The organism is Streptomyces sp. NPDC126503 (assembly GCF_040302405.1).
Classification (GTDB): Bacteria; Actinomycetota; Actinomycetes; order Streptomycetales; family Streptomycetaceae; genus Streptomyces; species Streptomyces gulbargensis.
In genome coordinates, this window is sequence record NZ_JBEORS010000021.1 from 101,009 (window position 1) to 114,072 (window position 13,064).

The following is a 13,064-nucleotide window of genomic DNA, read 5'->3' on the forward strand; positions in this document are numbered from 1 at the left end:
CCGGCCGTATGCCTGCCCCCGCCCCGGCACCCCGCCGCCCGGCGGCCCGGCGGCCCACGGTCTGACAACCTCAGTCGCGTCCCCGCGCGCGCCGGAAGCGTGCGAGCCCCTCGGAGAGGTCCACGACCGGGTCGGGGTAGTCGTACGCGGCCCGGTCGGCGCCCCTGAGCTTCCACGGTTCGTGGAGGGAGGCGCCGGGCAGGGCGGCGAGTTCCGGCACCCAGCGCCTGACGTACGCGCCGTCCGGGTCGTACCGCCTGCCCTGGAGGACGGGGTTGAGGACCCGGTGCGGCCGGCTGTCGGTGCCGGTGCCGGCCACCCACTGCCAGTTGAGCTGGTTGTTGGCGACGTCGCCGTCCACCAGGAGGCCGAGGAAGTGCCGGGCCCCCTCCCGCCAGTCGAGGTAGAGCGTCTTGCTGAGGAAGGAGGCGGTGAGCAGGCGCCCCCGGTTGTGCATCCAGCCCTCGTGGGCGAGCTGGCGCAGGGCCGCGTCCACCACGGGGTAGCCGGTGCGGCCCTCGCGCCAGGCCCGCAGGTCCTCCTCGGCCTCCACGCCCCGCCGCCAGCGGTCGCTCCGGGGGCGGTAGTCCTCCACGGCCGCCCGGGGCCGCGCGGCCAGCACCTGCTGGTGGAAGTCGCGCCAGCACAGTTGCCGTACGAAGGCGTCGGCGCCCGCGCCGCCCCGGGCCCGGGCGAGGTGGACGGCCTCGGTCGCGGAGACGGCACCGAAGTGGAGGTACGGGGAGAGGCGCGAGGTCGCGTCGCCGGCGAGGTCGTCGTGCCGGTCCTCGTAGGCGTCGAGGTCCTGGGAGATCCAGGCCCGCAGCCGCCCGCGTCCCTCGCGTTCGCCGCCGGTGGCCACCGCCGGGGAGACGCCGGCCACGGAAGCCCGGGCGGGCGGCTCGTCGGAGCGGGGGCCCGGCGGCACCCGGACCGTCCGGGGTGCCGGGAGCGGTGCCCGCAGCGGTACGCCTGACCAGCGCCGGTGGTAGGGGGTGAACACGGCGAAGTGGTCGGATCCCTGCGGGGTGACGTCTCCGGGCGGGACCACGCTCGTCACGGCGTCGTGCACGCGCAGCTGCCGGCCGTCGGCCGCCAGGGCGCGCCGCAGCCGCTCCTCGCGGGCGCGGGCGAAGGCGGAGTGCCCGGCGGCCACATGGACCTCGCAGGCGCCGGTCTCCCGTGCGACGGCGCACACCTCGGTCACGGTGTCCCCGTGCCGTACGACGAGCCGTCCGCCGCGTTCCCGCAGCCCCGCGTCCAGGTCGGTCAGGCAGTCCGCGAGGAACGCGAGCCGGTTGGGCGCCGCGAACCCGGCCCGGTCGACGGCGGGGTCCCGGACGAACAGCGGCACGACCGCGTCCGCCGACGCCACGGCGGCGTGCAGGGGCGGGTGGTCGTGCAGGCGCAGATCGGCGGTGAAGAGGACGACGGCGACGCTCATGCGGTCACTTCCGGGAATCGGTCACCGGGCGGGGCGCGGGCCCGTGCCCGGTGGGCTGGTGTGCGGCGCTGCTCCTTCGGTCCGCCGGCCGTCACGGACGCGGGGGCGGTGGCGGGCGGCGGGTCGCGGGGCCGGGCGCGCCGCGCCCGACGGCCCGGTCGCCCGCGCCGCGTTCCGCCGTACGGGAGATGTTCCTCGCCATGCCGCCGAAGACGACGGCGTGGAAGGGGGCCACGCTCCACCAGTACACCTGGCCCGCGAGTCCGTGCGGGTGGAAGAGGGCGCGCTGCCGGTAGCGGGACCGCCCGGCGCCGTCCGGTTCGACGCGCATCTCCAGCCAGGCGAGTCCCGGGAGGCGCATCTCGGCCCGCAGGCGCAGCAGGCTGCCCCGCTCGATCTCCTCGACGCGCCAGAAGTCGAGCGCGTCGCCGACCCGCAGCCGGGCCGCGTCGCGCCGGCCGCGCCGCAGGCCGACGCCGCCGGCGAGCCGGTCCAGCCAGCCCCGGACGGCCCAGGCCAGGGGGAAGGAGTACCAGCCGTTCTCGCCGCCGATGCCCTCGACGACCCGCCACAGGGCGTCGGGGGAGGCGTCGACGGCCCGTTCGCGGACGTCGGTGTAGAGGCTGCCGCCCGCCCAGTCGGGGTCGGTGGGCAGCGGTTCGCCGGGGGCGCCGGGGAGGGAGGCGGAGGACCAGCGGGTGGTGACGTCGGCCTCCTGGACGCGGCGCAGCGCGAGCGCGACGGCCTCGTCGAAGGGCATGGGCGTGCCGGGCGGGTCGGGCACGTGGGCGGCGATGTCGTGTTCGGCGCAGACGACCTCGTAGCGCAGGGATTCGGCGAGCGGGCGGGCGAGGGAGGCGGGGACGGGGGTGACGAGCCCGATCCACTGGCCGGAGAGGCGGGGGGTGAGCATGGGCACGGGCAGGATGAGCCGCCGGGGCAGGCGCGCGACGGCGGCGTACCGCAGCATCATGTCGTGGTAGCGCAGGACGTCGGGACCGCCGATGTCGAAGGCGCGGCTGACGTCCGCGGGCATGGTGGCGCTGCCGACGAGGTAGCGCAGGACGTCGCCGACGGCGATGGGCTGGACGCGGGTGCCGACCCAGCGCGGGGTGACCATCACGGGCAGGCGTTCGGTGAGATAACGGAGCATCTCGAAGGAGGCGGAGCCGGAGCCGATGACCACGGCGGCCCGCAGGACGGTGGTGGGGACGCCGGAGTCGAGGAGGATGCGGCCGACCTCGGCCCGGGAGCGCAGGTGCGGGGAGAGCTCGCGTTCGGGGACGTCCGCGGGGGTGAGGCCGCCGAGGTAGACGATGCGGCGGACGCCGGCGGCGCGGGCCTCGGCGGCGAAGGTGCGGGCGGCACGGCGGTCGGTCTCCTCGAAGTCGCGGCCCGCTCCCATGGAGTGGACGAGGTAGTAGGCGACGTCCACGCCGTCGAAGGCGGGCCGCAGGGTCGTCGCGTCGGTGACGTCGCCGCGGACCACCTCGGTCCGTTCCACCCACGGGTGGTCGCGCAGGTTGGCCGGGGTGCGGGCGAGGCAGCGGACGCGGTGGCCGGCGGCGAGGAGTTCGGGGACGAGCCGTCCTCCGATGTAGCCGCCGGCTCCGGTCACCAGGCAGAGGAGCGGCCGGGCCGCGTCGCCGCCGGGCGCCGCGGCGCGGTCGGGCCCGGGGCGGGGACCGGGCGACGGTACGGAGCCGGGCTCGGGTACGGGAGCGGGCTCGGGCGATGGTACGGACTCGGGACCCGGCGACGGCGGGGGGCCGGGCTCCGGTACGGGACCGGCACCCGGCGGCGGTACGCCGGGGCCGGACGGGGGGCGGGGGTGGTGCGTCGCCATGGGGTCTGCTCCGTTTCGTCCCCGGAAGGGTGGGGCGGGGTCGCGCGAGGGGTGCGGCGCCCCCGGCGATTCTTCTCCTTCTCTTCCGTGCGCGCGGCCCGGGCGGATGCGGCGGACCGCCGTCCAGGGGTGTCTATAGGCTGAACGCGTGGCCAGCGAAGAAGACCGAGACACCCGCCCCGACCCGCGGAACGCGGCGGGTGACCTGCAGAGTTTCGCCGTCGCGCTGCGACGGACGCAGGGCGAGATCAACCGCCTGGTGCACGGCTTCGCCCAGGCGCAGGGGCTGCACCCCACCGACGTACAGGCGCTCGCGGTGGTCCTGGACAGTCCGGAGCCGCTGACGCCGGGGCGGCTGCGGGAGCACCTCGGGCTGACCTCAGGGGCGGTGACGGCCTGTCTGGACCGGCTGGAGAGGGCCGGGCACATCCGCCGGACGCGGGAGAGCGCGGACCGGCGGGTCGTGCACGTGCGGTACGAGGACGGGGCGAGGGCGGCGGCGAGGCGGTACTTCCTGCCGCTGGCGGAAGCGACGGAGCGGGCGCGGGAACGGTTCGCCCCGGAGGAACTGGCGGTGGCGCTGCGTTTCCTGACCGTCCTGAACGAGGAGCTCGGCGCGCTGCGCGTCCCGAGGCGCTGAACTCGCCGCGGCGGGGTGCGTCCGCGGGACCCGTCGGGCCCGTAGAACGGGATGCGAGACCGTTTCCCCGAAGGTCCGGGACCGCCCTTCTCCCGAAAGGCCCGGGCGCCGCGCCGGCCACGGGGGCCGCCGTGATAAAAGATCTCTCAATCATTGAGATAGTGAATTGTCGAGCCACCACTCCCCCTCCGAAGCCCAGATGCCCCGCTCGCCCCGTCCTCCCCGTACCGCGCCTCCGCCCCGGACCCGAACCCGGCTCCTGCTGCCCCTGGCGCTCCTCGCCGTCTGGCTGGTCGTCGGCGGCGCCCTCGGTCCCTTCGCCGGCCGGCTGGGCGAGGTCGCCACCAACGACCAGGCGGCGTTCCTGCCGCGCAGCGCCGAGTCGACGCGGGTCCTGGACGAGCAGAAGGCCTTCCGCGGCTCCGAGGCCGTCCCCGCGATCGTGGTGTGGACGGCGGACGGCGGCGGAACGCTGGAGCCCGGCGCGGCCGGCCGCGCCACCCGGGCGGTCGCGGCGCTCGCCGGCCGGCCGGAACTCGCCGGGCCGCCCTCCGCCGCGCTGCCCGCCGAGGACGGCCGGGCGCTGCGCGCGGTCGTCCCCCTGCGGCCGGCACTCGACGACGCCCTGCCGGACGCGCTCGACGAGATCCGGCGGGCGGCGGGCGCGGTGCCGGGAACCACCGTGTGGCTCGCGGGGCCCGCCGCCACCCAGGCCGACCTGTCCGGCGCGTTCTCCGGCATCGACGGCCTGCTGCTCGGCGTCGCCCTCGTCACCGTGCTGCTGATCCTGCTGGTCGTCTACCGCAGTGTGCTGCTGCCGCTGCTGATCATGCTGGGCGCGGTCTTCGCCCTCGGCCTGGCCTGCGCCCTCGTGTACGTCCTCGCCGACGCGGACCTCGTCCGCGTGGACGGCCAGGTGCAGGGCATCCTCTCCATCCTGGTGATCGGCGCCGCCACCGACTACGCCCTGCTGCTCGCGGCCCGCTACCGCGAGGAGCTCGCCGCCCCCGGCGCCGACCGCTTCTCCGCGATGCGCAGGGCGCTGCGCCGCTCCGTCGAACCGATCGTCGCGAGTGCCGCCACCGTCGCCCTGGCCCTGGTGGCCCTGCTCGTCAGCGACCTCTCCAACAACCGGGCGCTCGGCCCCGTCGGCGCGATCGGCATCGTCTGCGCGGTGCTCGGCGCGCTCACGTTCCTGCCGGCGGCCCTGGTCCTCACGGGCCGTGCCGCGTACTGGCCGGCCCGTCCGGCCCCGCACGGCGCCGGTCCGGCGAAGGGCGGCCGGGCCGTCTGGGAGCGGGTGGCAGCCCTGGTCGACCGGGCGCCGCGCCGGGTGTGGGCGTTCACCCTCGCCGGCCTCCTGGCCTGCGCGGCCTTCGCGCCCGCCCTCAGCTCCCGGGGCGTGCCCTTCGACGAGATCTTCGTGAACGACGCGCCGTCCGTCGCCGCCCAGGAGACGCTCGGCCGTCACTTCCCGGGCGGCGCGGGCAGTCCCGCGGTGATCATCGCCGACGCCGACGCGGCGCCCCGGGTCGTCGCCGCCGCCGAAGGCGTTCCGGGCGTCGTCTCGGCCGTCCCGGTGGACGCCGCCGGCCGACCCGCGCGGGGCACGCCGCCGGCCGTCGACGGCCGGGTACGGATCGACGCCACGCTCGCGGACGCCGCCGACAGCGACGCCGCGCGCGAGACGCTCCCCCGGCTCCGCACCGCCGTGCACGCCGTACCCGGCGCGAACGCCCTCGTCGGCGGCACCACGGCGCAGCGGTACGACACCCAGCACACCGCCGCGCGGGACCGCGCCGTCATCGTCCCCGTCGTCCTGGCGGTCATCCTGGTGATCCTGGTCGCCCTGCTCCGCTCCCTGGTGCTGCCGGTGCTGCTCGTCGCCACCGTGGCGCTCAACTTCGCCGCCACGCTGGGGGTCTCGGCCCTCGTCTTCGAGCACCTCCTCGGTTTCACCGGCACGGACGCGTCGGTGCCGCTGTACGGCTTCGTCTTCCTCGTCGCCCTCGGTGTCGACTACAACATCTTCCTGATGTCCCGGGTCCGCGAGGAGTCCCTGCGCCACGGCGCGGCCGAGGGCGTCCGCATCGGTCTGACCGCCACCGGAGGGGTGATCACCTCGGCGGGCGTGGTGCTCGCGGCGACCTTCGCCGCGCTCGGTGTCATCCCGCTGGCCTTCCTCGTGCAGATCGCCTTCATCGTCGCCTTCGGCGTCCTCCTGGACACCCTGGTGGTCCGCTCCCTGCTGGTGCCCGCCCTGGTCCGCGACCTCGGACCGGTGGCGTGGTGGCCCGGCGCGCTGAGCCGCCGCCGTGCGCCGGACACCCCCGGTCCGGCCTGACGGCCCGGGTGGCGCCGGCCCGTCCGGTGGTACGGGCATGCCGGCGCCACCCGGTTGCTCAGCGGCGGACGGCGACCGCCGCCCGGTGGCCGGACGGCACGGGCACGTCGGTGAGCAGCCAGCCCGGCGGGGCGGAGGGGGTGGGGCCGGCGCCGACGTACGTGGCCGCGGGGTCGGCGCCGAGCCCGACACCGAGCCCCTTCAGGTACGCCTCCTTCCGCGTCCAGACCCGGGCGAAGGCGGCCGGGCGGTGAGCCCCGTCCAGGGCGGCCAGTTCGGCCGACTCGGCCGGGTGGAGCACCTCGGCGGCCTCCGTCACGAGGTGCGGGGCGGGGACCCGTTCGATGTCCACGCCGACCGGAGTGGCGGCGACGGCGATCAGACTCAGGCCCTCGCAGTGCGAGAGCGAGAAGTGCGGGCCGCCGTCCGCGAGGACGGGCCTGCCGTGCGCTCCGCCGCAGCAGGGGCACGGCGCCCGCTCCACCACCACGGCGCGGGGCGCGACACCGAGGTGGGCGCCGAGCAGCCGGCGCAGACCGACGTGCGCGCACAGGTAGGTGGCGCGGTCCCCGGGCCGCCGGAACTCCTCGGCGCGGGCCAGTTCGGCCGCGTCCAGGACGAGGGGGGCGTACCGGGCGGCGCTGTCCCGGTGCGTGTCGGTGGCGACCAGCCACAGCCCGGGCCGGAGCGGCCGGACGCCGGGCGGCCTGGGCAGCGCCGCGGGCAGCGGCGGCAGCGGGGCCGGGAACGGGTACGGGAGGGCGGCGTGCCCGGAGGCGTACACCTCGGGCGGGGGTGCTGGGGTCAGCGGACTCATCTCTGCCTCACACGGACGTGGCGGTGGTCTCCGGGACGGTACGGACGCGGCCGGCGGTGCTCCGGCCCGCGGACTTCTCCGTCCCGGCGCGCAGGGCGACGGCCGCGGCGAGCGGCGAGACCAGGGCGAGGGCGGCGCACAGCAGCCAGGTGCCGGTGACGCCGAGGTGCAGCGAGACCGGGCTGAACAGCGCCAGGGACAGGGGTGCCGCTCCGATCCCGGAGAGCGCGAAGGTGGACATCGCCGCCCCCATCCGCCCGTCCGGCACGGCCTGTTGATAGGCCGTCAGGAGCGCCGGGCCGTTGAGCCCCGAGAGCAGGCCGACGGCGGCGGCGGTGCCGGCGAGGGCGCCGGGCGACGGGACGAGCGCCATGGCGCCCATGCCGGCGGCGAGACCGGCGCCGGTCACCACCAGCTTGAGCGAGACCGGGACGCGGTGGGCGACGGCGGCGCCCAGGGCCGCCGAGGCGAGCGCGCCCGCGCTGAACGCGGCGAGGACGAGGGCGACCGCGCCGACGCCCCAGCCCCGTTCGGCGGCGCGCAGCGGCAGGGCGACCTCGGCCGGCCACAGGAACGCCAGGTCCATCGCGAAGCAGGCGACGAACATCCACCGCAGGCGCGGGTGGGCCGCCAGGAGCCGGAAGCCGTCGCCCGACCGGCGCAGCAGCGAGGGCCCCTGCGGGGCGGGCGCGGGCCGGGTCATGCCGTGGGTGACGTACGCGGCGCAGCCGAGCCACAGGACGCAGCCGGCCGCGGCGCCCGCCATGGCGACCGGCAGCCCGCCGACGACCACCAGCCAGGCCCCGAGCGGCGAGCCGGCGAGCGGGGCGAGCCGCAGCACCATGGAGAAGAGGGAGTTGGCGCGCCCCAGGTGCTCCTGCGGTGCCAGTCGCGGCAGCAGGACTCCGGCGGCGGGGCCGCCGAGGCCCAGCAGGACGCCGTCGACCAGCGCGACGGCGACGAGCGGCCCGAGGGAGTGGGTGGTGGCGGTGACGACGGCCCCGGCCGTGAGGACGAGGACGCGGACGCCCGTGGTGCGCAGCAGCAGGGCGCGGGGGCCGAGCAGGTCGGTGAGGGCGCCGCCGAAGAGGAGCAGGAGCGCGCGGGGCAGGGTGGCGGCGAGCGTGACGGCGGTGACGGCGCCCCGGCCGCCGAGCTGGACGGCGGTCCAGCTCATGGCGATGAGCAGGGCGAAGCTGCCCGCCTGGACGGCGGCCTGCCCGGCGACCAGACCGACGATCCGGCGCCGGTCGGCGCCGCGCCGGCCGGGCGCGGTGGGCGGGGTGGGCGTTGCCATGGGGTCGGCTTTCTGTCGGGGGCGGGCCGGAGGGGGTGGGGCTGAGGAGACGGGGGCCGCGCTCAGGGGCGGTGCCCGCGCCCGGCGGCGCAGGCCCGCCTTCTCGTCACGGGCCGGTCCGGCCATGGAACGGGGGCCGGGACCCGTCGGACGGGCCCCGTTTCGGGGCGGGGGGTTCGGAGGGTGGTGGTGACCGCCGCGGCCACCGCGCGGGTGGTGGCACGGCGCAGGGTGCGGGCGGGGAGGTGGCGCGGGGCGCGCAGTTCGACGTGGCCGCCGAGGTAGGCGCGGCCGGCCTCGGTGAGCGCGCGCTGGGCCGTGCGGCGGGCGGTGCCGTCGAGTCCGTACGGGAGGGGCCGCCGGTCGCCGGCCGCCGCGACGGTGATGCCGGGGACCTCCCGTAGCGAGAAGCGGGCACGGACGGCGCGCGGGGGGTGCCGGCGGCGGCGTGCGGGGGTCATGAGGGACAGCCCGCGGTCGTGGCGGGCCACGGGGCCGGGGCCGTGTCCTGGTCGGGTGACCACAGGTCCTCGGGGGTGAGGGCGGCGGGCGTGTACGTGCCGAGGGCGCTGACGAGGAGGCGCAGTTCGAGGGCGAGGGCGTCGGCGAGGCGTTCCAGGCCGTGTTCGGGGTCCTCGTCGACGGCGACAAGGGCGGCGCGGCCGAGGCCGACGGCGGTGGCGCCGAGGGCGAGGGCGCGCACGGCCCGGCCGCCTTCCCAGACGCCGCCGGCGGCGAGGAGGCAGCCGTCGGGGCGGCCGACGCGCCGCAGGGCCTCGGCGAGGGGCAGGCCGACGTGGTCGAGGAAGACGCCGGGGGCCCAGCCGGTGCCGCCCTCGGCGCCGTCCACGGTGACGGCGTCGGCCCCGGCGGCCCAGGCCGTGCGGGCGGCGTGGCCGATGTCGCGGCCCGGGTGGAACTTCACCCAGGTGCGGGCCTTGGGGAAGTTGTTGCGCATGAAGCGGAGTTGCTGGCGGAGGATCTCCTCGGTGAAGGTGCCGGGGGTCGCGCAGCGCAGCCGGTGCGGGGCGGCCTCGCCGAAGACCTCGCGGACGGTGAAGCGGCGGGCGAGCTGCTCGGCCTCGGCGCGGCCGACGACGGTCATGCCGCCGAGGCCGGGTTTGGCGCCCTGGCCGGTCTTCAGCTCGAAGGCGAGGCGGCCGCTCTCCAGGAGGGGGCGGAAGGCCGGGTCGCTGTAGAGGAGGTTCCACACCTCGGAGTCGGCGTCCTCGGTGGACTGCTGGACCACGATGCCGCCGACGCCGTCGGGCGCGGCCTCCAGATAGGCCTCGACGCGGGCGAGGAGCGCGGAGCGGGTGGTGTCGCCGGAGCGGCGGTAGCCGTGGACGGGGACCATGTTCTCCCCGATGACCATGGGGATGCCGAGGCGGGCGGCCTGTCGGCTCGCGTGGACGGCGAGGTCGCCGCTGCCCGCCCGGGTGGAGCCGAACGCGGAGAGGTAGAGGGGCAGTCGGGCGGTGAACCCGCCGACGCGGGTGGTGAGGTCGACGTCGCCGAACTCCGGTTCGCGGGCCAGGTCGATGAGCTTCTCCAGCCGTCGCGGCATGAAGACGGGCGGCACGATCCGCATCCGGTCCAGGGCGTCCCCGCCGGCCGGGGCGGGGGTGGGGCCGAAGAGGCGTCCGCCGTACGCGGCCGGGTCGGGGAAGACGGCGGCGGTGCCGTGCCGGGCGCGGGCGCGGACCGCGTCCTCGGGGAAGCCGGGGGCGGTGAGGGCGGCGGCGGTCACGGGGCGACCACCCCGGGGAGCTTCGGGTAGGCGCTGACCTGCCAGAGGGCGTCGAGTCCGGTGAGGAAGCGGACGAGGCGCTGGAGGCCCATGCCGAAGCCGGCGCTGGCGGGGATGCCCTCGCGGGCCTCCTTCAGGTACCAGGCGTACTTCGCGGGGTTCTCGCCGCTCTCCCGCATGCGGGTGACGAGGGTGGCGTAGTCGGCCTCGCGTTCGCTGCCGGAGACCAGTTCACCGAAGCCGTGCGGGGCGATGAGGTCGAAGTTCCGCAGCACGCCGGGGCGTTCGGGGTCCTCGCGGTCGTAGAAGCCGCGCGAGCCCTTGGGGTAGTCGTCGACGAAGAAGGGCCGGTCGCTCTCCAGGGAAAGGATGCGCTCGCCGGTCCAGTCGATCTCTCCGTCGGGGTTCTGTGGGTGGCCGAGGGAGAGGAGCCGGGCCACGGCCTCCTCGTGGGTGCGGGTGTCGTACTTGCCGGCGCGGATGTCCGCGAAGTCGGCCTCGACGCGGCCGAGTCCGGTGAGGACGTCCGGGACGGCGGTCCACACGTGCTCGGTGACGTGGGTGAGGAGGCCGGCGGCGATCTCCTGGGCGTCCTCGCGGCTCGCGCCCGCGATCTCCACGTCGATCTGGTGGAACTCGACCAGGTGACGGCCGGTGGTGGCGGTCTCCTCCGGTTCCACGCGGACGTTGGGGGCGATGTAGAAGAGGCGCGGGAAGCCCCGCAGGGAGGCCTGCTTGTAGAGGATGGCGCTGGTCATCAGCTTGTACGGATGCCCGTAGTAGTCGACGTCCAGGGCTTTGGCGCCGCGCCCGCCCGGGTCGGTGACGGGCCCGACGAGCGGGGGCAGCAGCTCGGTGAAGTCCTCCCCGCGCAGAAAGTCGCGGGCGGCCTGGAGGACCTCCTGCTGGACGAGCATGGCGGCGCGCAGCCGGGGCGAGCGCAGGTGCTCGCCGAGCGGGGGCGGGGTGCCGGGCGCTGCGGCGTCGGAGGCGGGAGCGGGCAGGTCCATGGCGGGGCTCCTGTTCGTACGGGGCGGAAGGGGCTCGGGCGGCGGGACTGGTGTGTGCCCGCGCGTCGACGTGGCGTCAGACGGTGAGCGGGTCGGCGGCCTGGCGGGCGTGGTGGACCGCACGGCGGTCCGCGCCCGCGTCCCCGCTGTCGTACCGGTCGGCGACGTGGTGGAGGGCGGTGAGCAGGCCGGCGGCGGTGAGCGGGGCCGCGTCGGCGGCGGTGTCGGCGCGCAGCGGCATGGCCCCGGTGCGGGCCCAGCGGAGCCGCCCGGCCGGGTCGATGAAGCCGAGCGAGCGGCCCGGGTTGTCGGGGTGGAGGCAGAAGGGCACGTCGAGCAGGCCGCGTGCGAAGGCGGCGGGCAGGGCGCGGGAGAGGTCGGGGTGCAGGCCGAGGACGGCTTCCACGAGGGCGCGCGCCTCCTGGTACACCTCGCTGTCGGCCGCGTCCACCGGGGCGGCCGGGGCACCGGCGAGCGCGGCGGCCGCGGCGGCGGTCTCCAGGGCGCGGACGTTCTCGTCCACGGTGGGGATGCGGTGGGCCTCCGCGGCCGTCTTGACGATGAGCCGGCCCGCCCCGGCCCGTACCGCGAGCCGCGCGGAGGCCTCCAGGAGCCGGGTGGCGCCGCGCTCGGTGCGCGGATGGACGCCCATGTAGGTGTAGAGGACGACGTGCCGGTCGACCCCGGCGGGGAGGAATTCGGCGGCGAGCCGGTCCAGGGCGCGCAGGGCCTCCTCGTCCTGGCCGGAGTGGGTCTGCTGGGCATAGCTCAGCGAGACGCTGCGGAGCCCGTACCGGACGAAGAACAGGCACTCCAGGACGCTGGTGGCGACCAGCAGGCTCGGGGGGCAGAGCTGGCCGAGCAGGCAGCCGCCGAAGCTCTCCAGGTGCGGCGTGGCGCCGGGGCGTGCGCCGGTGACGAGCAGGTCGCAGGCGCGGACCCAGGCGGCGACGGACTCCCGTAGCGGGGTGCGGCCGTAGGGCAGGCAGTACGAGACGGGGCCGCCCTCGGTGGCGTCGAGGCCGGCGGCCGTGAGGGCCCGGACGATGGGCTCGGGACGGGCCGAACCGTGCCGGACCTGCACGGGGAAGTCGGCGCCGTGCAGGTGGTCGAGGACCGCGCGGGTGGTCTTCGCGGAGTGCGCGGCGATCGGGTAGCCGTTGAGACGGGCGCCGTCGGCGACGGCGGCGCGGGCGGCGGCCAGGTCGCCGACGCGGGTGTAGCTGTCGACGGTGAGGGTGCCGGCGGTGTGGGCGGTGGCGGCCCGGGTGCGGGCGAGACCGGACCGCATCAGGCCGGGGTCGCCGAAGCCCATGCGGGGCTGGACGACGAGCCGGCCGGCGGCGGCGGAGGCCGCCACGAAGGCGCCGAAGGACGAGGGCGTCGTCACGCCGGCACCTCCCTGCGCGTCCCGGCGGCGAGGAAGCCGCGCAGCGCGTCCAGGTCGTCCCCGAAGACGGCGTCGCAGCCGGCCTCCAGGAGGCGTGCGACGTCCTCGTCCTGGCTGCGTCCGGCCACACCGAGCTTGCCGCCGAGGACGACCGGCAGGGCGCTGAGGGCGGGCTCGGAGCGCAGCCGGCGGACCGCGGTGAGGCCGTCGCGGTAGCCGTGTCCGTTGACGCTGCTGAGCACGACCGCGTCGGGCGCGTGCCGGCGGCAGGCGTCCGTGAGCAGCTCGGCGCTCACGCAGGGACCGAGCCCGACGACCTCGTGGCCGAGTTCCTCCAGAAAGAGCCGGAGGTACACGAGATTCCACGTATGGGAATCCGACGCGGTTCCGCTCAAGAGAATCTTCATGCCTGAAGACTATTTTCCTCCGGATTCCGGAAGGGGAAGTCCCGGCGGCAGCAACGACCGGCACTTTCCTTTGCTCCGGACATAAGGAAAAGGCGCCGCGCCCCGCATGCGGATGCGGG

General features: G+C 76.7%; 11 protein-coding genes. 2 read left to right on the forward strand and 9 right to left on the reverse strand.

Annotated features, from left to right (window positions below; all coding sequences use genetic code 11):
- Positions 1-70 precede the first annotated feature (70 nt).
- Together ABTY40_RS24410 and ABTY40_RS24415 are read right to left on the reverse strand one after the other, a co-directional pair.
- Positions 71-1,444, reverse strand: coding sequence for a cryptochrome/photolyase family protein (locus ABTY40_RS24410; RefSeq protein WP_352061479.1), 1,374 nt, complete (start codon positions 1,442-1,444; stop codon positions 71-73).
- A 91-nt stretch (positions 1,445-1,535) separates the two neighbouring features.
- Positions 1,536-3,290, reverse strand: coding sequence for an SDR family oxidoreductase (locus tag ABTY40_RS24415; protein WP_352061480.1), 1,755 nt, complete (start codon positions 3,288-3,290; stop codon positions 1,536-1,538).
- A 148-nt stretch (positions 3,291-3,438) separates the two neighbouring features.
- On the opposite strand from ABTY40_RS24415, the gene ABTY40_RS24420 reads away from it, so the two are divergent.
- Positions 3,439-3,930, forward strand: a complete 492-nt coding sequence (locus ABTY40_RS24420) for a MarR family winged helix-turn-helix transcriptional regulator (protein ID WP_352061481.1) — start codon at positions 3,439-3,441, stop codon at positions 3,928-3,930.
- A gap of 199 nt (positions 3,931-4,129) precedes the next feature.
- A complete protein-coding gene (locus ABTY40_RS24425; protein ID WP_352061482.1) occupies positions 4,130-6,274 on the forward strand; it encodes an MMPL family transporter in 2,145 nt (714 codons plus the stop codon).
- Between the two features lie 58 nt (positions 6,275-6,332).
- Here ABTY40_RS24425 and ABTY40_RS24430 read toward each other — a convergent pair whose 3' ends face one another.
- From ABTY40_RS24430 to ABTY40_RS24460, 7 genes are all read right to left on the reverse strand, one after another.
- Positions 6,333-7,091 carry a 4'-phosphopantetheinyl transferase family protein gene (locus ABTY40_RS24430; RefSeq protein WP_352061483.1) on the reverse strand — a complete coding sequence of 253 codons (759 nt, stop codon included), beginning with the start codon at positions 7,089-7,091 and terminating at the stop codon, positions 6,333-6,335.
- A 7-nt stretch (positions 7,092-7,098) separates the two neighbouring features.
- A complete protein-coding gene (locus tag ABTY40_RS24435; protein ID WP_352061484.1) occupies positions 7,099-8,388 on the reverse strand; it encodes an MFS transporter in 1,290 nt (429 codons plus the stop codon).
- A gap of 62 nt (positions 8,389-8,450) precedes the next feature.
- Positions 8,451-8,849, reverse strand: a complete 399-nt coding sequence (locus tag ABTY40_RS24440; RefSeq protein WP_352061485.1) for a hypothetical protein — start codon at positions 8,847-8,849, stop codon at positions 8,451-8,453.
- A complete protein-coding gene (locus tag ABTY40_RS24445) occupies positions 8,846-10,138 on the reverse strand; it encodes a glutamate synthase-related protein (protein WP_352061486.1) in 1,293 nt (430 codons plus the stop codon). The genes ABTY40_RS24440 and ABTY40_RS24445 overlap by 4 nt, the downstream gene beginning before the upstream one ends.
- The gene (locus ABTY40_RS24450) at positions 10,135-11,148 is read right to left on the reverse strand and encodes an asparagine synthetase A (protein ID WP_352061487.1); all 1,014 of its coding nucleotides are present in this window, start codon (positions 11,146-11,148) and stop codon (positions 10,135-10,137) included. The genes ABTY40_RS24445 and ABTY40_RS24450 overlap by 4 nt, the downstream gene beginning before the upstream one ends.
- A gap of 76 nt (positions 11,149-11,224) precedes the next feature.
- Complete coding sequence (locus tag ABTY40_RS24455) at positions 11,225-12,538, reverse strand: methylaspartate mutase (protein ID WP_352061488.1); 1,314 nt, start codon at positions 12,536-12,538, stop codon at positions 11,225-11,227.
- The gene (locus ABTY40_RS24460; protein ID WP_352061489.1) at positions 12,535-12,945 is read right to left on the reverse strand and encodes a cobalamin B12-binding domain-containing protein; all 411 of its coding nucleotides are present in this window, start codon (positions 12,943-12,945) and stop codon (positions 12,535-12,537) included. Before ABTY40_RS24460 ends, ABTY40_RS24455 begins: the two co-directional genes overlap by 4 nt.
- Between the last annotated feature and the right edge of the window lie 119 nt (positions 12,946-13,064).